Origin of the sequence: Streptomyces sp. MNU89 (assembly GCF_020982505.1) — a bacterium.
In the GTDB taxonomy this organism is placed as follows: domain Bacteria; phylum Actinomycetota; class Actinomycetes; order Streptomycetales; family Streptomycetaceae; genus Streptomyces; species Streptomyces xinghaiensis.
In genome coordinates this window covers 158309-180374 of record NZ_JAJKLL010000001.1, presented here as the reverse complement: position 1 = coordinate 180374, position 22066 = coordinate 158309, and the positions used below count along the sequence as shown (strand labels likewise).

Here is a 22066-nt window from a genome sequence, read left to right as displayed (position 1 = left end):
GCCCGTCGGTCCGTCCCGTCCGGCCGGCCCCGGAGGCGGGGACGGACGGAGGGAGGTACCCCGCGCGCCGGGGCGCGCGGGGCCCCTCAGCGCCGGGCGCGGCGGCGCAGCGCGGAGAGCAGGGCCCAGCCGGCGGACAGCGCGAACAGGGCGGCGGTCATCACCAGCCAGCGTTCGGTGAAGCCGTCGGCGCTCAGACCGGTGTTCCCCTCGTACCGCGCCGGCGGGCCGCTGACCAGCGGCCACCAGACGAGCAGCAGCAGCCCGGACAGCAGGGCGGGAATCCGCAGGTGGTTGATCCCCGGCCGGTACGGTGCCGGGGCCCCGGCGGCGTCCGGCGCGGCACCGTCCGCCCCGGACCGGCGGCGCGGGGGCGGCAGAGCCCCGGCCGCGCGGTCGGCCGCGGTGTACAGCGGCAGCAGCACCAGGTCGTGCAGGAGCGCGGCTCCCACGACCCACAGCACGACGCCGAGCGGGTCGTCGCCGCCCAGCAGGCGCGTCCCGGCGTACGCCGTCAGGGCGAACGAGCACAGCAGCAGCGGCGGGTACCACGGCGGCTCGCCGGCCCGGAGCGGCGGGAGGCGCCTCACGGGTTCCCCCCGAAGGTGAGCCGGGTGACCCATTTGGTGTTGTGCACCCCGGGGTTCGCGGGCACGATCACCCGCGCCGGATACCCGTGGTCGGCCGAGAGCCCGGCTCCGTTGACCCGCAGCGCGAGCAGGGAGAGCGGGTCGCGCACCTGGTTGGCGCGTAGCCCGGCCGACCGGAACGTCCCGGCGCGCTGCGCCGACTCGACGAACACCCCGGGCGCGTCCCGCTCCCAGCCGGCCAGAGCCGCCAGATCCGCCAGCCGGACCCCGCTCCACATCTGGTCGGAGGTCGACCAGCCCTCCACACAGGCGATGGGCAGCGCGGCACGGTGCTGCGGCAGCTCCAGCAACTCCGCCCGGGTGAACACGAGTTCGCGAGGCCCGCCGCGTACCGTCAGCCGCCAGTCCGCGCCGATGTCCGCGGCGCGGATGCCCGCGGCGGCCGCCGTCTTGTTGATCTGGAAACCGTTCGGGCCGCCGCCGGGCTCCCGTCCGCGCGGGGCGAGGACGGCGGTGGACCGCAGCGGCCCGCCGAGGCTCTGCCCCGCCGTGGTGGCGGCCAGCAGCAGCGAGCCCGCCCCCACCGCGGTGAGCGCGCCCCGGCGGGAGAGGGTGGGCGCGGCCGGCTCCGGTGCGGCGAGGGCGGCCATGGCGGCGGCCTCCTCCTCCGTACGGGCGCGGCGGCCGCGCAGCACCCGCAGGGCGCGCGGCACGCGGAGCGCGGCGTGCGCGGCGAAGGCTGCCGTGAAGACCCAGGAGCCGTAGAAGTGCAGCGGGTAGAACGAGCCGGGGAAGACGTACTCCAGCTGGATGTTGAGAAGGCCGGTGGCGAAGACGAACAGCCCGCCGCCGACGAGCAGCAGCAGGGACAGCCGGTCCAGGGCATGGGTGACCGAGCGCACCGGGGGCCAGGTGAACAGCCGGGGGATGACCGACCAGAGCTTGGCCAGCAGCACCGGCACCAGCGCGACGCCCAGCGTCACATGGACCCCCTGGGTGAGCCGGTAGAGCCAGTGCGGCTCCGTGGGCCAGGGGAACAGGAAGAAGCCGAGCAGCCCCTTGTCCGGGGTGCGGTCGTTCCGGGCCAGATCCGGGTTGTACGCCGCGTACGACAGCAGCCCCGTCACGAACAGCACGGGGATCCCGACCAGCAGCACGATGCCCAGGACGGACGTCAGCCGGGGCCCGCGCAGCGGACTGCGCCAGAAGCCGGGCCGGAAGGGCCCGCCCGGCCCCGGGCGCCCGGCCCGCCGGGCCGTGCCGCCGCCCCTCCCCGCGGACGGGACGCGCCCCGCCGGACCCCCGTGCCGTCTTCCCGCCGTCTTCCATCGCGCCGCCCTCCGTGGTGTTCCGCGGGACGCGCGCAGAAGGCCCGCGTCCGCCGTCCACGACCGTAGGCCGGGCCGCCCCCGGAACCCCGCTCCCACCCATGACGAAACGCTGACATCACACCGGGGGCGGTGAGGATCTGACGGAACGGTGACACTGGGCGTGTGTCCGGCCGTACGCGCCGGGGCGGCCCCTAGCGTGACGGCGTGACCCACCTCCGCACCCCCGCGCCCGGCCGCGAGCGTCTGCGCCCGCGGCGGTCCGCCGCCCGCGCGGACCTCCTCACCGCGGCCGCCGCCGCGCTCTTCGTCACCGCGGTCGCCGTCGCCGGCATCCTGATCCAGCGCTCCGTGGACGTCCTGTACGTCGAGTGGCCGCCGCTCTACGCGCACTGGATGCCGCACGCGGGCCCCGGCACGGTCGCGGCACCCGCCGTGGCGGCCGCCGTCATCGCCTACGGCCCGGTGCTCGCCCGCCGGCTGCCCTGGCGCCGGCTGCTGCTCCTGACCTGGGCGGCCTCGCTGGCCTGGACGCTGTCGCTGGCGCTGATCGACGGCTGGCGGCGCGGTGTCGCCGGCCGGCTCACCGCCAAGCACGAGTACCTGCTCGCCGTCGACCGCATCGCCGCCGACCCGGCCGCGGCCGTGCGCACCTTCACCGACCACATCCTGCTCACCTCGCCCGACTACTGGCCCGCCCATGTGGCGGGCCACCCGCCGGGCGCCGTGCTCACCTTCGTCGGCCTCGACCGCATCGGGCTCGGCGGCGGCGCCTGGGCCGCCGTGTGGGTGCTGATCGCGGGCAGCTCGGCCGCCGCGGCCGTCCTGGTGACGCTGCGTGCCGTGGCGGGGGAGCGGTGGGCGCGCCGGGCCGCGCCGTTCGCCGTGCTCGCCCCGGCGGCGGTGTGGGCGGGCGTCTCCGCGGACGCCTACTTCTCGGCCGTCGCCGCCTGGGGGATCGCCCTGCTCGCTCTGGCGTGCCGTCCGGCGGCACGCCGTCCGGCGGCCACCGCGCTGGCCGCAGGGCTGCTGCTCGGCCTCACCGTCCATCTCTCGTACGGGCTGGTGCTGATGGTGATCCCCGCGACCGCCGTCCTGCTGCACGGCCGGACCGTGCGCCCCCTGCTCCCCGCACTCGCCGGCGTGGCCGCCGTCACCGCCGCGTTCACCGCCGCCGGCTTCTGGTGGTACGAGGGCTACGACCTGCTGGTCACCCGCTACTACCAGGGGGTGGCCCGGATCCGCCCGTACAGCTACTGGTTCTTCGGCAACCTAGCCAACGCCGTGATCATCGCCGGGGCCGCTTCCGTCGCCGGGCTGCGCCGCGCCCTGGCCGGCACCGCCGAGACGGTCCGCCGGCTGCGGTCGGGGCGCTCGCTGGACGCCTGCGGTGTCGTGCTCCTCGCCCTCGCGGGCCTCTGCATGATCGCGGCGGCCGACCTCTCCGGGATGAGCAAGGCCGAGACGGAACGGATCTGGCTGCCCTTCGCCCTCTGGCTCCTCCCGGCCGCCGCCCTCCTCCCGGCCCGCCACCACCGCCGCTGGCTGCTGCTCCAAGCGGCGACAGCGCTCTTTCTCAACCACGTTCTGCTTACGGGTTGGTGACGAGACGTCGCCCGGGTGTTGACCGGTATCGCCCCCGAGGGGGACCTTGCCCCCTTTTTGGTTTCATGCCCGGTGCGAACGGAAAGCGACGCCTTGTCACATTCCTGGCAGAACAGGAGTTGCCCATGTTCCACACGCTCAGGTCCCGCTCCGCGGGACTCGCGGCCGGTGCCGCCGCCTCGGCCGTTCTGGTCGGCGGTTCGCTGCTCGGCGCGACATCCGTCCAGGCCGACTCGCAGAACCATCCGCACAAGCCGTACGGGGTCGTCAAGGCCGGGACGCTCAACGAGCGGCAGTACCCCAGCACCGACTCCTCGGTGGTGGGCCAGCTCCACCGGCATGACAAGGTCGGCATCAAGTGCAAGGTGCGCGCCCAGCTGATCCACGGCGACCCCATCTGGTACCACCTGCGGCACAAGGAAGCCTGGGTGAGCGGGAAGTACGTGCACGTTCACGGTTATGTGAAGTGGTGCAAGGACGTCGACCGTCACCACCACCCGCTGACCAACAGCAGGAAGGCCCGTATGGCGAAGGGGTGACCGCACCTCTTCACACCCGGGTGTGAGAAAGGGCCCGGTCCCGGCGGAGGCAGTCCGCCGGGACCGGGCCCGCCGCCGTTCCGCTGGCCGCCGCGGTGCCGCCCGCGGCTGTCCGCCGCCGGGTCCGCGGCCGTCAGCCGAGGCTCTCCGGCCGTTCCCCCTTGGGTCCGATGCCGCGCGTGGTCCGCGGGCCCCGGCTGCGCATGGACGGGTCCTTCTGGAGGGTCTTGTCCGCCGCCTTGGTGGCCTGCTGGTCGGGCACTCCGCTGTCCTCGGCCTCCTTGCGCAGCTTCGCCCGTTTCCGGTCGTACTTCTTGCTGCCGGGCTCCGGCATGGCCGTCACCTCCTCGGTAGTGCGGGCAGGGCCCGCCGACGCCGGACGGGTATCCGGGGCAAAGAGCGTGAAACGGGGCGGATCCCTCCGGCTGCCGCCCGTTCGAAGGGCGCCGGCGCCCCCGCTGCCCCGGCGCCCCGAACCTCGGAGCCGGGTGCCGCCGTGCTTCCGTGCGCCGTCCGGTGTGGGATGTACCGCAGGGTGATCGGCTTGTCCTCCTCACGCGCGGCGCACTACTGTCACAGGGCCTTGGTGCACGGGAAACCGGTGAAGAACCGGTGCGGCCCTCGCCACTGTGATCGGGAAGTCCGGTTCCACCCTCTGGGAGCCACTGGGATGCCGCGGAGCGCCGCGGCACCCGGGAAGGCGGAGTCCGGGCGGCATGACCCGTAAGCCAGGAGACCGGCCAGGGCGCGTCGTCCATCCACGAGGTGCTGGAGAGGTCCGCTTTCCCATGCATATAGCCGAGGGCTACCTGCCCCCCTGGCACGCGGTCGCCTGGAGCGCCGCCGCCGCCCCCTTCGTTCTCCACGGCGTACGGTCGCTGAGCCGCGAGGTGAGGAAGAATCCGGAGAACACCCTGCTGCTCGGTGCCTCCGGTGCCTTCACCTTCGTCCTGTCCGCGCTGAAGATCCCCTCCGTCACGGGAAGTTGCTCACACCCCACCGGCACCGGGCTCGGTGCCATCCTGTTCCGGCCGCCGGTCATGGCGGTGCTCGGCACCATCACCCTGCTCTTCCAGGCCCTGCTGCTGGCGCACGGCGGGCTCACCACCCTGGGCGCCAACGTCTTCTCCATGGCCGTGGTGGGCCCGTGGGCCGGGTACGCCGCCTACCGGCTGGTGAGGGGACTCGGCGCGCCGCTCGCCGCCGCCGTGTTCGCCGGTGCCTTCACCGCCGATCTGAGCACCTACTGCGTCACCAGTGTCCAGCTCGCTCTGGCGTTCCCGGACCCGGCCACCGGACTGCCCGGTGCCCTGGCCAAGTTCGGCTCCGTCTTCGCCGTCACCCAGATCCCCCTCGCCGTCAGCGAGGGCATCCTCACCGTGCTGGTGATCCGGCTGCTGAGCCAGGCCGACGGGACCATCCTGGCCCGGCTCGGCGTGCGGACGGCCGCCGGCGGCCGCCGGCCGGAGCGGTCCCAGGAGGCGGTGACCCGATGAGCCGGAACACCCGGACCAACCTGCTGCTGCTGGCCGTTGTCGCCGTCCTGGCCGCCCTCCCGCTCGTCCTGGGACTCGGCGACGGCATGGAGGAGCCCTTCACCGGCAGTGACGCGCAGGCCGAGACGGCGGTCGAGGAACTCCGGCCGGGCTACGAACCCTGGTTCGCCCCGCTCTACGAACCCCCGTCGGCGGAAGTGGAGTCGGCGCTCTTCGCCCTCCAGGCCGCGATCGGCGCCGGGGTGCTGGCCTACTGCCTCGGGCTGCGCCGAGGACGCCGGCAGGGGGAGGCACGGGCCGCCGCGAGAACGCCGGGAACGGCCGGTCCCGGCACGGCCGCGGCGGGCAAGGCCGAGACGGCGGGTACCGGGGACTCCGTGGGAGGTGCGGCCCCTGACGCGAGGGCGGCCGCGGAGGCGCCACCGGCCGGCGGGGCCCCGGACGTTGCCGGGGACACCCCGGCGCCCGCGTCCGGCGAACGGGGTGGCGGGGGGCCGTCCGGTCCCGGCGGCCGCCCGGCCGCGTAGTCCCGCGTGCTGCCCATCGACGCGGCGGCGCACAGCAGTTGCTGGCGCCGCCGCCACCCCCTGGACAAGGCGGTCCTCGCCCTCGGCCTGACCGTCCTGGCGGTGAGCCTGCCGCCCTGGCCGGGCGCGCCGCTCATCGCCGCCGCCGCGCTCACCGCACTGCTCGGCCCGGCCCGGGTGCCGCCGCGCCGGCTCTGGCGGGCGTACCGGGTGCCGCTCGGCTTCTGCGTCACCGGCGCGCTGCCGCTCCTCGTCCAACTGGGCGGGGAGCGCGGCCTGCTGTCCCTCGCACCGGACGGCCCCGCGCAGGCCGGGCAGCTGCTGCTGCGCACCTCGGCCGCCTCGCTGGGCGTCCTGCTGTTCGCCTTCACCACACCGCTGTCGGATCTGCTGCCGCGTCTCACCCGGGCCGGCGTGCCCCCCGCCGTGACCGACGTCGCGCTGGTGACCTACCGCATCACCTTCCTGTTGCTGGACACCCTCGCGCAGGTGCGGCAGGCCCAGGCAGCGCGCCTCGGCCACACCACGCGCGCCGCCGCCTGGCGCTCGCTGGCCGGGCAGGGGGCGACGGTCTTCCTGCGCGCCTTCTCGCGCGCCGCGCGGATGCAGGACGGACTCGCGGGCCGCGGCTACGACGGGACGCTCCGTGTCCTCGTCACCGGTGCCCCCGTGTCCCGGCGCTTCGTCACCGGCTCCGTCCTGCTGCTCGCCGCGCTGGCGGCGGCCACCCTCGTCCTCGAAAGGCAGCTGTTTTGACGTCCTCCCCTCCCCGCAGGAAGGGGATTCCTGGCTCAGGCCGCCTCCGGGAGCGGCGCTCCCGCAGGTCTTGTGCCCTCGGCACCAGCCGGGTTGAGACCAGCCCGGACGAGCATCACGCGGGCGGAGTTCTTGTCCCTGGGGGACACGGCTCCGCACGTGGTGCAGGTGTAGGTGCGTTCCGAACGGGGCAGTGCGTGCTTGGTTCTCGCTCCGCACGACGCGCAGTCCATGGTGGTGTGCGCGGGGTGCACGAGGCGGATGTCGCGCCCGTGCTTGCGGCCCATCTCGATCAGGGCCGTCTTGGTGGCGCCGACCGCGGCGTCCGCCGCCTTGCGGGCCATGGTGGTCTTGGCGAGGAACTTCGGCCGGAAGTCCTCAACTGCGATGGCATCGTGGTCGGTCACCACGCGCTTGGCCCACTTGCGGGCGGTGTCCTGCCGCTGCCGGGCGACCTTCCTGTACAGCCTGGCGGTCTGCCGCTTCGCCTCGTGGTAGCCCTTGGACGCGGCCTGCCCGCCTGCGGGCTTACGGCGGGCCATCATCCGCTGGTAGCGGGCGAGCTTGTGCGCGGCGTTCCAGCCGTGTTGGGCGTGCGGCAGGTCGTGGGCGTCACTCGTGGTGGTGGCGGTCTCCCTGACGCCCCAGTCGACACCGAGCACACGGCCCGTGGCGGGGAGCGGCTGGGCCTCGGTGGCGACGACGAAGGAGGCGTACCAGTGCCCCGCCGCGTCGCGGTACACGCGCACCGAGGAGGGTGTGGCGGGCAGCTCGCGGGACCACACCACCGTCAGGACGATGCCGCCCGCGAGGTGGAGGCGGCCGTCCTTCAACCGGAATCCCCGCACGGTGTAGTTCGGTGTGGGGAGCGCCTCGCGCTTCTTCTTGTGCCGCGGCATCCCGGCGCGCTGCCGCATGGGCAGCCGCTTGTCGATGTCCTTCAACGCCTTGGAGCGGGACGTGGCGAAGTCCCGGATGATCTGCTGCTGCGGCACCGAGGCACCGTCGCGGAGCCACGGCAGTTGGGCGCGGGCCCCGGTCAGCATCGTGTCGAGCTGCGCCGGGCCGCACGTCGACTTGCCCTGGGGGTGCGCCCGGTTGTGGGCGTGCACGGCACGGGACTTGGCCACGCACTCGCTCCACACCCAGCGGCAGCGGTCCCACTCGGCGAGCAGCGCCGTCCGGGCGGCCGACGACACGCGAAGCCGGTACGTGTACCGGGCGCGCCCAGCGTCTCCCGTCTGCCGATTCGCTGTCGTCACGACGTCAAACATGAGGCGACTCTGCGTAATGAGGCAACTACAGTGGCGGCATGGATGAAGACAAGCGCAGCACTGTCCGGCTCCCCCTGGAGCTCCACGAGCGTCTCGCCCAACTCGCGAAGCGAGACCGCAGGTCGGTCAACGGCGAGATCGTGCACCTCCTGGAGGCCGCGCTCGCCGGTCATCCGGCAGACACCGGATCGCCCTGACGGCGATTCAGCGTTCCCTGCCCTGCTCCGCAGAAGTCCGATTCTCCCCCGCAAGCGGGAGGTACCCCCACCCCGGCCCGAAAACCAGGGCATGCTCGGAGGAACCCGGTGACCGCCGTACCGCCCGTGGTGGAACTCGTCGACGCCGGATACTCGTACGAGAACGGCCCCCCGGTGCTCACCGGGGTCACCTTCGGGGTCCGCCCCGGCCGCGCCCTGGCCCTGCTCGGCCGCAACGGCAGCGGCAAGACCACCCTGCTGCGGCTGCTCAGCGGCGGCCTGCGGCCCTCGGCCGGGGAACTCCGCCTGGACGGCATTGCGGTCGGCCGCGGCCGGGCCGCGCTGACCCGGCTGCGCACCTCCGTGCAACTCGTCCTCCAGGACCCCGACGACCAGCTCTTCGCGGCCTCCGTGGGCCAGGACGTGTCGTTCGGACCGGTGAACCTGGGGCTGCCGGAGGAGGAGGTCGCGCGGCGGGTGGCGGAGGCCCTCGCGGCGCTCGGCATCACCGCGCTCCGCGACCGTCCCACCCATCTGCTCTCCTACGGCCAGCGCAAGCGGGCCGCCATCGCCGGGGCGGTGGCGATGCGGCCCCGGATCCTCGTCCTCGACGAACCGACCGCGGGGCTCGACCCGCACGGCCAGGAGCAGCTCCTGGAGGTCCTGGCCCGGCTGCGGGCCTCCGGCACCACCGTCGTCATGGCCACCCACGACGTGGACCTCGCGCTGCGCTGGGCGGACGACGCCGCGATCCTCACCCCGGACGGCCCGCGCACCGGGCCGGCCCACCGGCTCCTCGCCGATGGCGGGCTGCTGGCCGAGGCGGGGCTGCGCCGGCCCTGGGGGCAGGCGGCGGCCCGGGTGCTGCGCGCCCACGGGCTGCTGGACGGGGCGGCGCGGGGCCCCGGACGGCGGAGGAACTGCTGCGGTGGGCCGGTGGGGACGCGGAGACGGACGCGTACCCGGAGGCGGACGCGGGACGGGGCTCCGGGCCCGGACGGGAGCCGGGAAGAGGGGAGTTGGCAGGGGAGCCGGGACAGGAGAACGCCGCCGCCCGCGGCCCCGGGCCGGGCGGGCCGCCGGGCGGGGCCGGGGCTGCCGTACCGGACTGAGCGGCCGCCCACGGGGCGATCCGGGAGGGACCGCCGCGGCCGAGGGCCGTGGCGGCGTGGTCCGGCGGGGTGATCCCCGGCGGCCCGGGCCCCGGAACCGGGGGCGGAGGGCCGGGGAGCGGCCGGTGCCCCGGCGCGGGGACCGGCTGCCGACAGCCGTACCGGCGGCGGGGGCGGGGCGGCGCAGCCGTGCCCCGCCGCGCCGGGGCCGGGGGAAACAGCCGGCGGGCGGAGAGCGGCCCGGTCGTGACGGCCGGGGGAACAGCCCGGCGGAAGCGGACGGCCCTCTGCCGCCCCTCGCGCAACACCCCTAGCCTGTCGTGTACCTGACCACCCCTCACCCCGACAGGCGGGTACGCAGCATGAGCAGAATCCGTACCGGTGCCCTCACGGCGGCCGCCGCCGCGGCACTCCTGGCCTCTCTCCCCGCGGCGGCCGAAGCGGCGCCGGGAAGCCCCCGGGCCGCAGGCCCCTCCTACTCGGCCACCACCTCCGTGGGCGTGCACAACGCGTACGAGAAGGCGAAGTACCGGTACTTCGCCGACGCCCTCGACTCCGGCGCCTCGCTGCTGGAACTCGACGTCTGGACCAACGCCGCGGGCGCCGGCTGGCGGGTCTCCCACGAGAACCCGTTCGGCAACGACAACAACTGCGAGAACGCCGCCTCCGCCGCAGAACTGCGCACCAAGCCGCGCAACCAGAGCCTCGCCGGCTGCCTCGCCGACATCCGCGCCTGGCACGACGCGAACCCCGGCCACCGCCCGGTCGTGCTCAAGGTGGAGATGAAGGACGGCTTCGCCGACAACCGCGGCCGGGGGCCGGACGAGTTCGACGCCCTGCTCGGCGAGAAGCTCGGCGACGCCCTGCTCCGCCCCGCCGACGTCCGCGGCGGCCACGCCACCCTGGACGACGCGGTCCGGGCCGACGGATGGCCCGGCCGGGACGAACTCGCGGGCAGGTTCCTGGTCGAGCTCATCCCCGGGACCGTCGAGGAGAGGAACCCCCTCGACTCCCTGTGGACCGACCGCGAATACGCCACGCACCTCCGCGACCTCGCCGCCGCCGGCACCCTCGACCGGGCCGGCGCCTTCCCCGCCGTCCACCACGCCGAGGCCGGCGACCCGCGCACCGGCCGCTACGGCGACGCGTCGCTGCGCCCCTGGTTCGTCGTCTTCGACGGCAACGCGGGCGACTACGCCGGAGGCACCATCGACACGGCCTGGTACGACCAGCGGCACTATCTCCTGATCATGACCGCGGCGCACGCCGTCGCGCCCGCCATCGACGCCGTCAACCCCTCTGAGACGGAGGCCCGGGACCGCGTGACGATGCTCGCCTCCCGCCACGCCAGCATCGTCACCTCCGACTGGCACCCGCTGCCGCAGGTGCTGTCCCTGGTCGTCCCCCGGGGCTGAGCGCGGCGGGTCACGGGCGCGCCGGCCCCGCCCCGGCCGGGCCCGCCGGCGCGGCCTCCGGACGATCCCCACGGAAGCCGCGCCGGCGGGGCCCCGGCGGGCGCACACTGGAGCCATGTGCCGCAGCATCAGGACCCTCCGCCCGCCGTACACCGAGGACGCCGGGGAGGACGACATCCGGGCCGCCGCCCTGCAGTACGTGCGGAAGATCTCCGGCTTCCGCGCCCCGGCGGCGCACAACCGGGCCGCGTTCGACGAGGCCGTCGAGGCGGTCGCCGCCGCCACCCGGGACCTCCTCGACGCCCTGGAGGTCCGCGGCCGCACCGCCCCGGGCGCCGGGAACGCCCCGCCGCCCCGCTGACCGGGGGCCGCCGTTCGGCCGGTGGTGAACTCCCGTACCGCGGCGGGGAACAGCCCTCTACGGTCGGTCTCATGACCGATCACACCGTCGTCGCCACCACCACCGGTGTCCGGCTCGCCCACCGTACGGCCGGAGAGCCCGGCGCCCCGCCGCTGGTGCTCCTCCACGGCCTGGGGGAGACGGCGGCGGACTGGGATCCGGTGGCCGCCGGCTTCGCACGCCACTGGCACGTCCTCGCGCCGGATCTGCGCGGCCACGGGCGCAGCGACTGGCCCGGTGACTACACCCCGGAGGCCATGCGGGACGACGTGGCCGGCTTCCTCGACGCGCTCGGGCTCGGCCGGGTGGATCTCATCGGCCACTCCCTGGGCGGTGTGGTCGCGTACCTGCTGGCCGCCGCCCATCCGGAGCGGGTCGGCCGGCTGGTGCTGGAGGACGTGCCCGCGCCGTTTCCGCGCGAGCCGGCGCCCGTCGCCCGGCCCGCCGGCCCGCTGCCCTTCGACTGGGCGGCCGTGACCGCGGTGCGGAGCCGGATGGACCGGCCGGACCCGGAGTGGTGGGACCGGCTGGGGGACATCACCGCGCCGGTGCTCGCGGTGGCCGGGGGCCCGGAAAGCCCGGTGCCGCAGGACCGGATCGGCCTCATGGCCGAACGGATCCCGGACTTCCGGATGGTCACCGTTCCGGCCGGGCACCTGGTGCACGCCACCCGGCCGGCGGAGTTCACCGAGGCGGTACTGCGCTTCCTCCGGCCGGACGGCGCCGGACGGCCGGGACAACCTGCGGGGCCCGGCTGTCCTGAACCGGCCAGGGGAGATCGGCCGAAATCCGTCCCGTCCTGAGACCATGTCCGCATGGGTGTCGACGAGCTGGCCGAAGAGCTCTACGCGCTGCCACCGGGAGAGTTCATCGCGGCCCGGGACCGGGCCGCCGCCGCCGCGCCCCGGGGCGAGCGCGGCGCGATCCGTGCCCTGCGCCGCCCGACCCTGGCTGCCTGGGCCGTCAACCTGCTGGTCCGTGAGGACCGGTCGCGGACCGAACTGCTGCTGCGGCTGGGGGCGGAGCTGCGCACCGCGCACCAGCAGCCGGCCGGTGGCGGCCGGTTACGGGAACTCATCGGACAGCAGCGGCAGTTGGTGGCCGCTCTGGCGCGGCGGGCCGGCCAGCTCACCGCGGACGCCGGCCGGCCGGTGTCGGACGCCGTGCTGCGCGAGGTGGAGGACACCGTGCACGCGGCCCTCGCCGACCCGGACACGGCCCGGGAACTGGCCCGCGGCCGGCTGACGAGGGCCTTCCCGCCGCCGTCGGGATTCGGCGTGCTCCCCGAGGCCACCGTCCTCCAGCTGCGTCCGCCGTCCGCGGCGCCCGCCGCCCGCGAGCCCGGGTCCGGCCGGCGCACGGCGGGCGGCGGAGCCGGTGCGGAGGGGGCCGGCACGGGTGCGGACGACGCGGAGGGCGCGGACGGGAGGGAACGGCGGGCTTCGGTCACCGACATAACGGAACGGGCCCGGGCCCAGGAGCGGGCCGACCGCGAACGGCGGCAGCGGCTGAGGAAGGCGCGCGGAGAGGCCGAGGAACTGGCCCGCGCCGCGCGCGGCAGCGCTGAGGAGGCCACCGCCGCCGAGCGGGAACTCGCCTCAGCGCGGCGGCGGTTGCGGGAGGCGCGCGAGCAGGTGCACGGGCTCACGGAGGAGCTGCGGCGGGCGAAACGTTCGCTCTCGGCGGCGGAACGGACCGAGCGGGCGGCCCGCGGTCCGGCGCAGCGGGCGCGGCAGGCGGCCGAACGGGACCGGAAGCGAGCCGAGGCGGCACGGGCCGAGGCGGACCGGGCCGAGGCGGACCGGCTCGCCCCGGACCCGGCACGGCCTCCCGGCCGGCGCGGCCGACGGCGTCCGGGCGCACCCTCGTAGCGGGGCCGGGCCCGAAGCCGTAGTGGACGGCCCGCGCACACCGTCCCCTCCCGGCGGGGGAGCTGATCACCCGTTTGACACCGGGGCAGCGCGGCGGGTGCGGTGCTGCGTCAGGATCGGGTGTACGGCGGGCCCTCGGGTGCGCGGGGCTGCCGTCCCCTGCGCGCACCAACCCCCTCAGGGCCCGTTCGTGTCCCCGCTGCCGGGCCCGTCCCCACAGGAGGCAGTGAGTTGAAGCACCGTACCCCCGGCCCGCCCGGCGCCACCGGACCCGCCGCCCCCGGACCCCGCCGTGCTCGCGGGCGCGGGTGCCGCGCTCCTCGCCCTCACGGCGCCGGCCCTCCCGCAGGCCGGCGCCGCCGTTCCCCGTCCCGCTCCGGCCGTGATCACCCCGGCCGCCGCCGGGGAACTCTCGGCCCGGCTCACCACCCGGCTGGGGAAGGAGGCCGGGGGCGCCTACTACGAGGCGGGGAGCGGGCGGCTCGTGGTGAACGTCCTCACCGATGGCGCGGCGGACACGGTGCGCGCGGCCGGTGCCGAGGCGAGGCCGGTACGGCACTCCCTGGCCGAACTCGACGCCGTACGCGCGGCCCTGCGCGAGGAGGCCGCGATCCCGGGGACGGCCTGGTCGGCCGACCCCCGGCTGAACAAGGTCGTCGTCACCGCCGACCGCACCGTCACCGGGGCGCGCCTGGACCGGCTGGAGGGCGTCGTCGGCCGGTTCGGGGCGATGGCCGTTCTCGAGCGGACGGACAGCGAGTTCACGCCGTTCCTCGTGGGCGGTGACCCCGTCTGGACCGGGCGGGAGCGCTGTTCGCTGGGGTTCAACGTGACCGTCGACGGCAGGCCCCACTTCCTGACCGCCGGCCACTGCGGCGGCGAGGACGCGGGCTGGTCCACCTCCCGGGGCGGCCCGCGGATCGGAGTGGTCGCGCAGGCCCGGTTCCCCGGCGAGGACTACGCGCTCGTCCGCTTCACCTCCTCGAGCGTCACGAGCCCCAGCCTGGTCGGCCTGTCCCGGGGGCGGACGCAGCGGATCACCCGGGCCGCCGATCCGGTGGTGGGCCAGCAGGCGCGGCGCGGCGGCAGCACCTCCGGGCTGCGGTCGGGCGCGGTCACCGGCCTCGACGCCACCGTCAACTACCGGGAGGGCACGGTGCACGGGCTGATCGAGGCCGACATGTGCGCGGAGCCCGGGGACAGCGGCGGACCGCTCTTCGCCGGGACGGCGGCGCTCGGCCTGGTCTCGGGGGGCATCGGCGACTGCTCCGGCGGGGGCACGACGTTCTACCAGCCGGTGACCGGCGCGCTCCGGGCGACCGGCGCGGCCATCGGCTGACACCCGCGGCCGCGGCCGCCCCGGCACACCGGCACCCGTCACCGGACCCCGGCACTCCTCCCGTGCCGGGGTCAGCCGCGTGCCGCACGCGGCGCGGGGCTGAGGCGCCCGCGTTCAGCGGATGCCGACCCGCCGCAGCCGCCGTCCCAGATCCCCGGCCACCTCGGTCAGCAACTCGCCCACCCCGGCGACCGCTTCCTCGGTGACCTGGTCGGTCGGCATGGAACAGCTGATCGCGTCGGTGGCCGGGATGCGGTACGGGATGACCGCGGCGGCGCAGCGCACACCCGGCGTGCCCTCCTCCGTCTCCAGGCCGTAACCGCGTTCCCGGGTCTCCGCGCAGGCCGCCTCCAGGGCCTCCAGGGTGGTGAGGGTGTTCGGGGTGAGCGCGGGCAGGGGGACCGGCATCAGCCCGGCGATCTCGTCCTGGGTGAGTTCGGCCAGCAGCACCTTGCCGAGGGCCGTGGCGTGCGCCGGCAGGGTGCGGCCGACCCGCGAGACCAGATGGGCCGAGCGGCGCGATTCCCGCGTCTCCAGATAGACCACCTGGTTGCCGTCGCGGCGCGCGTAGTGCGCGGTGAAACCGGTCTTGTCGCGGACGGTCTCCAGCGCCTCGGTGGCGTACGGGATGACGGGGTCGCGGTCGAGGTAGGCGGTGCCGCAAATGAGGGCGCGCACCCCGAGCCGGTAACCGCCGCCGCCGTCGGTCTCCAGCCAGCCGGACTCGTGAAGGGTGCGGAGCAGGCCGTGGAGGCTGGAGCGCGGGAGTCCGGTCGCGGTGTGGAGCGCGCCGAGCGTCAGCCAGTCGTCGTTCGCCGCGAAGGTCTCGATGAGATCGATGGCCCGGCGGGCCGACTTCACCCCGGCCGGCTCCGGTCTGCCCCCGGCCGGCCCGGTGCGGGCGGCGTCGGGGAGGGCGGTCGGTCGCGGCATGCTGCTCCTCTGTTCCTCTGTCCGAACCGTTGACACGTGATCCACGTCATACTAGCTTCCCCGAACGCCATTCAGGTGTGCGAACTCTGTCCGCCTGAGTGACTCCATTCACATATGTGAAATCTGAGAGGGGTCGCTGCAGTGCACATACTCGACTGGATCATGGTGTGCGGGTACTTCCTGGTGATGGTGGGCATCGGCTGGTGGTCCCACCGGAGGGTCCGCAACGTCCGGGACTTCTACATCGCCGGCCGGAAGATGCCCTGGTGGCTGGCGGGCATCTCGCACCACATGTCGGGCTACAGCGCGGTCATGTTCGTCGCCTTCGCCGGCGTCGCGTACACCGACGGCATCACCGTCTACTTCTGGGCCTTCGCGACCATCGGCATCGGGGTCGGCATCGGCAGCTGGCTCTTCGCCGCCCGCTGGAACCGGCTCTCCTCCCGGCTCGGCGTCGCCTCGCCGCTCGAATACCTGGCCCGCCGTTACAACGTTCCCACCCAGCAGGCCCTCGCCTGGAGCGGCAGTCTGCTCAAGGTCTTCGACGTGGCCTCGAAGTGGTTCGCCGTCGCGGTGCTGCTGAACTCCTTCGCCGGAGTGCCGCTGGTGCTCGGCATCATCATCACCGGCACCGTCACCATGATCTACTGCACCGCGGGCGGGCTCTGGGCCGACGCCCTCACCGACTTCGGCCAGTTCCTCATCCAGGGGCTCGCCGGCCTCGTCATGCTCTGGGTCGTGCTCGGCAAACTCGGCGGATTCTCCTCCCTGTTCACCTTCTGGGGCGATCTGCCGGAGGGGCACCTCAGCCCCACCACCTCCAAGTACACCACCGTCTTCCTGCTGGTCTACATCCTGGTGAAGACCCTGGAGTACAACGGCGGCATGTGGAACCTGGCGCAGCGCTACATGGCCGCGCCGAGCACCCACGCCGCCCGCCGGGGCGCCGTCCTCTCCTCCGTGCTCTACCTGGTCTGGCCGTTCGTCCTGATGATCCCGATGTTCGCGGCGCCGCTGATCGTCCCCGGTCTGGAGGACCCCACCACCTCCTACGCGGTGATGACCACGACCCTGCTGCCCGCCGGCATGGTCGGCCTGGTCCTGGCCGGCTTCTTCTCCCACACGATGGCGATGGTCGCCTCCGACGCCAACGCCATCTCCTCCGTCATCACCCGCGACATGCTCCCCGTGATGTGGCGCCGGGCGCGCGACTTCTCCGCGAGCGAGAAGCTGCTGGCCGCGCGGATCGCCACCTTCTCCTTCATCACCCTCAGCATGATCGTCGCCACCCAGGCCAAGGACCTCGGCGGCGTCCTCGCCATCGTCGTCTCCTGGGTCGCTGCGCTGATGGGCCCGATCTCCATCCCGCTGCTGCTCGGCATGCTGCCGTGGTTCCGCCGCTGCGGATCCCGCGCGGCCCTGGTCTCCTGGGCCGCAGGACTGGGTACCTACGCGCTCGTCTACTACGTGCTCGACAGCACGCAGACGACCATCGTCGCCGCGCCCATCCTGGTGTCGCTGGTCCTCTACTCCGGACTCGGCCTGCTCGCGCCGGAACCGAGTGTGCGCGCGGACGAGATCATCGACACGGCCGGCCGCAAGGACGAGGACACCGGCGGCCCGGAGAGCTCGTCCGAGGACCCCGTCGTCGCCGTATGACGCAGGGCCGGCCCGCGGCCCCGGCCGGACATCCGACCAGAGGAGAGAACGGACCCGATGACGCAGTCCACCGCAGAACTGAACGGCCTGCTGGCCTTTCCGTTCACCCCCTTCACCGACGACCTCGAACTCAACCTCGACGCCTTCGCCGACCATGTCGAGTTCCATGTGGCGGCGGGCGCCGGAGCACTGTTCGTCGGATGTGGCACCGGCGAGTTCAGCTCGCTCGCGCCGGACGAGCTGAACGCCCTGGTACGGAAGGCGCTTGACGTCACCGGCGGGCGGGTCCCCGTCTGGGCCGGGGCCGGAGGCGGCGCCGCGACCGCCCGCGCGGGTGTCGCGGCGGCCGCGGCGGCCGGGGCCGACGGCGTCCTGCTGCTGCCCCCGTACCTCGTCACCGGCCCGCCCGCCGGCCTCGTCGCCCACGTGCGGTACGCGGCGGGCGGCACCGGCGTGCCGCTCATCGTCTACCACCGCGCCACCAGCGTCCTCACCGAGGAGTCAGCGGTCTCCCTGCTCTCCGTCCCCTCCGTGATCGGCATCAAGGACGGCCACGGGGACATCGAGCGGATGAGCCGCATCGTCACCGCGGTCCGCGCCGCCGGCGGCCGGGGACGGGACTTCCTCTTCTTCAACGGACTGCCCACCGCCGAGATGTCGGCGCGCGCCTACGCCGCCATCGGCGTCGAGCGCTACTCCTCCGCCGTCCACGGCTGCGTGCCCGAGATCGCCCAGCGCTTCCACCGAGCCCTCTCCGAGGGCGACGGCTCCACCATGGAAACCCTGCTGAACGGCTTCTACCTGCCCCTGGTGGCCCTCCGCGACGAGACCCCCGGCTTCGCCGTCTCCCTGGTCAAGGCCGCCGCCCGGCTGCGCGGCCAGAAGGTGGGCCCGGTCCGGCCGCCGCTCGCCGAGCCCACCGACGGCCAGCTCCGGCGGCTGGAGCGGATCATCGACCACGGCCTCGCCGTCCTCGCCGGGCTGGAGGCGGGCGGCCGATGAGAATACGGGAGGCCCTCCTCACCCCCGTCGCCTTCGCCGACCCGCCGCTGCTCAACGCCATGGGCGTGCACGAACCGTACGCGCTGCGCAGCGTGCTGCGGCTCGTCGGCGAGGACGGCGTGACCGGGCTCGGGGAGTCCTACGGCGACGAGGCGTTCCTCACCCAGGCCCGCCGGGTCGCCGAACAGCTCACCGGCTGGGACGTGTTCGACCTGCCGGGCCTGCGCCGGACGGTCGAGCGCGTCGTCGGCGAGACCGTGTACACCGATCTGCACGGCCTCACCGGCGGCTTCTCCACCGGCAAGACCCTCGCCAGCGTCTACTCGCTCTTCGAGGTGGCCGCCCTCGACGCCCAGGGGCGGCTCCTCGGCCGGCCGGTCTGCGACCTGCTCGGCGGCCGGGCCCGGGACGAGGTCGAGTTCTCCGCCTACCTTTTCTACAAGTACGGCGCCCACCTGGGCGCGGAGGCCGACGACTGGGGCGAGGTGCTCACCCCGGAAACCCTCGTCGGCGAGGCCCGGCACATGCTGGACACCTACGGCTTCCGCTCCCTCAAGCTCAAGGGCGGCGTCCTCCCGCCCGCGCAGGAGACCGAGGGCATCCGGGCCCTCGCCGCGGCCTTCCCCGGCCACCCGCTGCGCATCGACCCCAACGGCGCCTGGAAACCCGACACCGCCATCGAGGTCGCCCGCGCCCTGGACGGCGTCCTCGAATACCTGGAGGACCCCACCCCCGGCATCACCGGCATGGCGCGAGTGGCCGAGGAGGCGGGCATGCCGCTCGCCACGAACATGTGCGTGGTCCGCTTCGACGACCTCGAACCGGCCATCCGGGCGAAGGCGGTGGGCGTCGTCCTCTCCGACCACCACTTCTGGGGCGGCCTGCGCGACACCCAGGCCCTCTCCGTCCTCTGCCGGTCCTTCGGCATCGGCCTGTCCATGCACTCCAACAGCCACCTCGGGATCAGCCTCGCCGCGATGGTCCACGTGGCCGCCGCGACCCCGCATCTCAGCTACGCCTGCGACACCCACTGGCCGTGGAAGGAGACCGACGTCATCGTCCCCGGGACCCTGGAATTCCGCGACGGCGCCGTCAGAGTGCCCGACGGGCCGGGGCTCGGAGTCGAACTGGACGAGGACGCCCTCGCCCGCGCCCACGAGGACTACCTCCGCTGCGGTCTGAGGAAGCGCGACGACGCGAGCTACATGCGCCGCTACGTGGGGAGTTTCCAGCCCAACACGGAACGCTGGTAGCCCGGCGCCCGCGGTCCCGGCCCACCGCACCACCCGCGGCGGGGGAGGGGGCGTCCCTGATCCCCTCTCCCGGCAAGGGAAACGGGGGTGCTGCTCTGCCGGTCGACCCGCTCTGACCTGCATAAAGGACGGGGTTGAGTGGCAGCTTGTCAAGTTTTCTCGTGCGGTGTATATAAGAAGTGTGTAGGGCATCGCAAGCAGTGCCACATGGAGGGAGATGACCCGTGATGCTCATGCGTACCGACCCCTTCCGCGACCTGGACCGGTTCGCCCAGCAGATGTTCGACAGCGTCACCCGGCCTTCGGGCATGCCGATGGACGCGTACCGGTCGGGCGAGGACTTCATCGTCCACTTCGACCTTCCGGGGATCGACCCCGAGAGCATCGACCTCGACGTCGAGCGCAACGTCCTCACCGTGCGGGCCGAGCGCAGGTCGCCGGCTCCCGAGGACGCCGAGGTGATCGCCGCCGAGCGTCCCGCCGGAAGCTTCAGCAGGCAGCTCTTCCTCGGCGACACCCTCGACACCGAGCGGATCGAAGCCTCCTACGAGGCGGGTGTGCTGACCCTGCGGATCCCGGTCGCCGAGCAGGCCAAGCCGCGCAAGATCCAGATTTCGGGCGGCAGCGAGCGCAGGGAGCTCCGTTCCTGACCCGCCGCGGGGTGCCGGGGCCGCGCAGTGGCGGCCGCGGCACCCTCCTGTGCGCCGTGCCGTGTGCCGTGTTCTGCGCGACGGACCGGGCCGCCGCCGGGCATGCGCCCCGGGCCGCCGGGTGTCGCGCACCGTCTGTCAGTCGTCGTGAGGGGAAATGAGGAGGAGCGCGCGCATGCGCTGGAGTGAGTTCACCGAGCAGGTCCGGGAACGCGGCGAGTATCCGACCCGGCGGGAAGCCGAACGGGTGATCCGTGTCGTGCTCTCGGCGCTGGCCGGTCAGCTCGGCCGGGCGGAGCGGCATCTGCTGGCCCGCCGGCTCCCGCCGGAGGCGGCCCGGGTGCTCATCACGCAGCGGCCGGTGAGCCGGCCGCTGGCCGCCGCGGAGTTCGTGGACGGGATCGCCGCCCGGACCGAGGGAGCGACCTCCGCGACCGCCCGCTGGGACACCAGCTCGGTTCTGAGCGTCCTCGCCGATGGGGTGGACCGCGAGCTGCTGGACCGGATCATCGACCGGCTTCCCGGCGGCTACGCCCTGCTGTTCGGCCGGGCGCAGCTCGTCTGACGCACCGCCGGCCCGGCCCTCCGAGCGCGGACCGGGGCGGCCGGGCCGGCGGTGACCGGCGAGGCGGGCCTCCGGCCGTCAGCCTCTCTCCTCCTGCTGCCCGTTCGCGGCCCCGGGCGTTCTGCGCGGGCGTGCGGGCGTGCGGCGCCGGCTTCCGCGGGCCGTGCCCGCCGTTCTCTCCCGCCCGGCCAGGTCGATGACGGTCGCGCCGGTACCGGCCGCGCTCTCCGCCGTCTCCGGGTCCGGCTCCGGCCGGTCCTCGCGTCCTGTGCCGGCGGAACGGCCTTCCAGGGCGGCGAGAGCCTCGTCGAAGGTCTCTCCCGTCACCTGCATCCGTATACGCGCCAGGCGCTGCACTTCTTCGTTCGCCACCCGGCACAGCATAGGCCCCGGGAACACCCGCCCCCGGCCATCGGCCGGACGGGACCGCCCGGTCACCGCGCCGATCCGGCCATTCCGGCCGCCCGGTTCAGGCCCCCCGGGGGGCGGCCGCTCCTCCGTGCCCGCGGCGCCGGTGATCCTCCGGGGCCCGTCCGATAGCCCGTCAGGCGTACGGATCCCGCCGCCCGTGCGCTCCCGGCGCGCGGACGGCGCCGTATGCGGATAGGACGGATGAGGACGGGACCGGGAAGCGCCCGCGGAGAACGGAGGACATGCGGTGTTCGAGGCCGAGAACATCAAGGACTGGCGCGGCCACGCCGTGCTGGACGCCGAGGGCCGGCGGATCGGGGAACTGGAGTCCGTCTATGTCGACACCTCCTCCGACGAGCCGGCCTTCTCGGCAGTCCTCGTCGGCCTGCCGACCCGGCGCCGGCTGGTGTTCGTGCCGCTGGACGGGGCCACCGTCGGGCCCGGCCATCTCAAGGTCCGGGTCTCGCGGAAGCAGGTGAAGAACGCCCCCTCGATCGACCGGGACGGCGAACTCCTCGCCGAGGAGGAGGCGGCGGTCTTCGCCCACTACGAACGCCCCTACCGGCAGGGCTCCGGCGGACGCCGGCTGGCCCGGCGCTGAGCGCCCCCGTATCGGAGATCCCATGGCCCTGTTCCTGTTCCTGGTCCTCGTCGCGGTCGGACTCGGCATCGCCGGGGTGGTCGTCGAGGGGCTGTTCTTCCTGCTCGTCATCGCGGTGGCCGTCTTCCTCGCCGACCTGGTGCTGCTCGGTGTGCGCATCGGCCGCCGCCGGCGCCCGGCAAGGCACCGTCTGCCGCGGTGACCGCGGAGTCTCCCGCCCCGGCGTGCCGCCGGGAGGCGCGCCGCGGGGCAGGGGGACGGCGCCGCGGAGAAGGGGCGTCACCGGGAGGAAGGCCGGGCCCGGTTGCCACTCGGGGGTGGGACAAGGACGGGTCCGGCCCTCCGGACCGGCGGGAGCGAACGCCGTGCTCGGCCGCGCTCGCCGGCGGACCGGCCGGCTGCCCACCGCCCTAGGGGGTGCGCGACGGGCCGACGGCCCCGGGAACCGGCGCCGACAGGGGCATTCCGGCACCGGTTCTTGAAAGTTGACTACCACCGGCGGGACGGTCCATGTACCGGGCGGGCCGTTTCCCGGGAGCGGAT

24 protein-coding genes, 1 pseudogene and 1 riboswitch are annotated in these 22066 nt (G+C 74.5%); of the genes and pseudogenes, 19 read left to right on the top strand and 6 right to left on the bottom strand.

The features are described from left to right. Positions 1-86: 86 nt before the first annotated feature. Entirely contained in the window at positions 87-623 is a 537-nt protein-coding gene (locus E4N63_RS00850; RefSeq protein ID WP_221772651.1) for a hypothetical protein, read from the bottom strand. Beyond that, positions 587-1783 carry a molybdopterin-dependent oxidoreductase gene (locus E4N63_RS00845; RefSeq protein WP_125624961.1) on the bottom strand — a complete coding sequence of 399 codons (1197 nt, stop codon included), beginning with the start codon at positions 1781-1783 and terminating at the stop codon, positions 587-589. The genes E4N63_RS00850 and E4N63_RS00845 overlap by 37 nt, the downstream gene beginning before the upstream one ends. A 342-nt stretch (positions 1784-2125) precedes the next feature. Here E4N63_RS00845 and E4N63_RS00840 point away from each other — a divergent pair, with 342 nt between their 5' ends. Both E4N63_RS00840 and E4N63_RS00835 read left to right on the top strand, forming a co-directional pair. After that, positions 2126-3523 carry a hypothetical protein gene (locus E4N63_RS00840; RefSeq protein WP_374112652.1) on the top strand — a complete coding sequence of 466 codons (1398 nt, stop codon included), beginning with the start codon at positions 2126-2128 and terminating at the stop codon, positions 3521-3523. A 125-nt stretch (positions 3524-3648) separates the two neighbouring features. Further along, positions 3649-4062 (top strand): SH3 domain-containing protein, encoded by a 414-nt coding sequence (locus E4N63_RS00835; RefSeq protein WP_125626486.1) that lies wholly within the window; start codon positions 3649-3651, stop codon positions 4060-4062. 133 nt (positions 4063-4195) lie between these two features. On the opposite strand, the gene E4N63_RS00830 is transcribed toward E4N63_RS00835, so the two are convergent. Beyond that, positions 4196-4396 carry a hypothetical protein gene (locus E4N63_RS00830; protein ID WP_125626487.1) on the bottom strand — a complete coding sequence of 67 codons (201 nt, stop codon included), beginning with the start codon at positions 4394-4396 and terminating at the stop codon, positions 4196-4198. A 233-nt stretch (positions 4397-4629) separates the two neighbouring features. Beyond that, positions 4630-4822: riboswitch (cobalamin riboswitch) on the top strand. Positions 4823-4850: 28 nt separating this feature from the next. On the opposite strand from E4N63_RS00830, the gene E4N63_RS00825 reads away from it, so the two are divergent. Genes E4N63_RS00825 through cbiQ form a run of 3 tightly spaced genes read left to right on the top strand, consistent with a single transcriptional unit; the run spans position 4851 to position 6841 of the window. After that, the gene (locus tag E4N63_RS00825) at positions 4851-5558 is read left to right on the top strand and encodes an energy-coupling factor ABC transporter permease (protein WP_125626488.1); all 708 of its coding nucleotides are present in this window, start codon (positions 4851-4853) and stop codon (positions 5556-5558) included. After that, complete coding sequence (locus E4N63_RS00820; protein ID WP_230239649.1) at positions 5555-6085, top strand: energy-coupling factor ABC transporter substrate-binding protein; 531 nt, start codon at positions 5555-5557, stop codon at positions 6083-6085. Before E4N63_RS00825 ends, E4N63_RS00820 begins: the two co-directional genes overlap by 4 nt. A 6-nt stretch (positions 6086-6091) precedes the next feature. After that, positions 6092-6841, top strand: coding sequence for a cobalt ECF transporter T component CbiQ (gene cbiQ / locus E4N63_RS00815; RefSeq protein WP_230239648.1), 750 nt, complete (start codon positions 6092-6094; stop codon positions 6839-6841). Positions 6842-6876: 35 nt separating this feature from the next. Here the strand turns inward: cbiQ and E4N63_RS00810 are convergent, their stop codons facing one another. Beyond that, complete coding sequence (locus tag E4N63_RS00810) at positions 6877-8115, bottom strand: transposase (RefSeq protein WP_230239647.1); 1239 nt, start codon at positions 8113-8115, stop codon at positions 6877-6879. Positions 8116-8153: 38 nt separating this feature from the next. On the opposite strand from E4N63_RS00810, the gene E4N63_RS00805 reads away from it, so the two are divergent. From E4N63_RS00805 to E4N63_RS00775, 7 genes and pseudogenes are all read left to right on the top strand, one after another. After that, positions 8154-8312: an Arc family DNA-binding protein gene (locus E4N63_RS00805; RefSeq protein ID WP_125626491.1), complete on the top strand. Its 159-nt coding sequence runs from the start codon at positions 8154-8156 to the stop codon at positions 8310-8312. A gap of 129 nt (positions 8313-8441) precedes the next feature. Further along, positions 8442-9247: pseudogene (locus E4N63_RS00800) on the top strand (energy-coupling factor ABC transporter ATP-binding protein); the annotation flags it as partial. A 539-nt stretch (positions 9248-9786) separates the two neighbouring features. Then, entirely contained in the window at positions 9787-10839 is a 1053-nt protein-coding gene (locus tag E4N63_RS00795) for a phosphatidylinositol-specific phospholipase C domain-containing protein (RefSeq protein WP_230239646.1), read from the top strand. A gap of 115 nt (positions 10840-10954) precedes the next feature. Continuing rightward, positions 10955-11200, top strand: a complete 246-nt coding sequence (locus tag E4N63_RS00790) for a DUF2277 domain-containing protein (RefSeq protein ID WP_125626953.1) — start codon at positions 10955-10957, stop codon at positions 11198-11200. Between the two features lie 71 nt (positions 11201-11271). Beyond that, positions 11272-12042, top strand: a complete 771-nt coding sequence (locus tag E4N63_RS00785; RefSeq protein WP_125626954.1) for an alpha/beta fold hydrolase — start codon at positions 11272-11274, stop codon at positions 12040-12042. A gap of 12 nt (positions 12043-12054) precedes the next feature. Next, complete coding sequence (locus E4N63_RS00780) at positions 12055-13110, top strand: hypothetical protein (protein ID WP_230239645.1); 1056 nt, start codon at positions 12055-12057, stop codon at positions 13108-13110. A gap of 292 nt (positions 13111-13402) precedes the next feature. Further along, positions 13403-14449, top strand: coding sequence for a S1 family peptidase (locus E4N63_RS00775; protein ID WP_228430411.1), 1047 nt, complete (start codon positions 13403-13405; stop codon positions 14447-14449). 114 nt (positions 14450-14563) lie between these two features. Here the strand turns inward: E4N63_RS00775 and E4N63_RS00770 are convergent, their stop codons facing one another. After that, positions 14564-15382, bottom strand: a complete 819-nt coding sequence (locus E4N63_RS00770; RefSeq protein WP_230239644.1) for an IclR family transcriptional regulator — start codon at positions 15380-15382, stop codon at positions 14564-14566. Between the two features lie 141 nt (positions 15383-15523). Here E4N63_RS00770 and E4N63_RS00765 point away from each other — a divergent pair, with 141 nt between their 5' ends. The 5 genes from E4N63_RS00765 (at position 15524) to E4N63_RS00745 (ending at position 20511) form a co-directional block, all read left to right on the top strand. Further along, positions 15524-17041 (top strand): sodium:solute symporter family protein, encoded by a 1518-nt coding sequence (locus tag E4N63_RS00765; RefSeq protein WP_125625613.1) that lies wholly within the window; start codon positions 15524-15526, stop codon positions 17039-17041. 57 nt (positions 17042-17098) lie between these two features. Further along, a complete protein-coding gene (locus E4N63_RS00760) occupies positions 17099-18043 on the top strand; it encodes a 5-dehydro-4-deoxyglucarate dehydratase (RefSeq protein ID WP_125625612.1) in 945 nt (314 codons plus the stop codon). Beyond that, on the top strand, positions 18040-19296 hold the full coding sequence (locus tag E4N63_RS00755) for a glucarate dehydratase family protein (RefSeq protein WP_125625611.1): 1257 nt from the start codon (positions 18040-18042) through the stop codon (positions 19294-19296). The genes E4N63_RS00760 and E4N63_RS00755 overlap by 4 nt, the downstream gene beginning before the upstream one ends. Before the next feature lie 227 nt (positions 19297-19523). Continuing rightward, positions 19524-19946 carry an Hsp20/alpha crystallin family protein gene (locus tag E4N63_RS00750; protein WP_125625615.1) on the top strand — a complete coding sequence of 141 codons (423 nt, stop codon included), beginning with the start codon at positions 19524-19526 and terminating at the stop codon, positions 19944-19946. A 175-nt stretch (positions 19947-20121) separates the two neighbouring features. After that, the gene (locus E4N63_RS00745; protein ID WP_308188621.1) at positions 20122-20511 is read left to right on the top strand and encodes a DUF2267 domain-containing protein; all 390 of its coding nucleotides are present in this window, start codon (positions 20122-20124) and stop codon (positions 20509-20511) included. A 78-nt stretch (positions 20512-20589) separates the two neighbouring features. Here the strand turns inward: E4N63_RS00745 and E4N63_RS00740 are convergent, their stop codons facing one another. Then, positions 20590-20883, bottom strand: coding sequence for a hypothetical protein (locus E4N63_RS00740; protein ID WP_125625609.1), 294 nt, complete (start codon positions 20881-20883; stop codon positions 20590-20592). A gap of 286 nt (positions 20884-21169) precedes the next feature. Here E4N63_RS00740 and E4N63_RS00735 point away from each other — a divergent pair, with 286 nt between their 5' ends. Continuing rightward, entirely contained in the window at positions 21170-21523 is a 354-nt protein-coding gene (locus E4N63_RS00735; protein WP_125625608.1) for a PRC-barrel domain-containing protein, read from the top strand. 22 nt (positions 21524-21545) lie between these two features. Beyond that, entirely contained in the window at positions 21546-21725 is a 180-nt protein-coding gene (locus tag E4N63_RS00730; RefSeq protein WP_019712151.1) for a hypothetical protein, read from the top strand. Positions 21726-22066 lie beyond the last annotated feature (341 nt).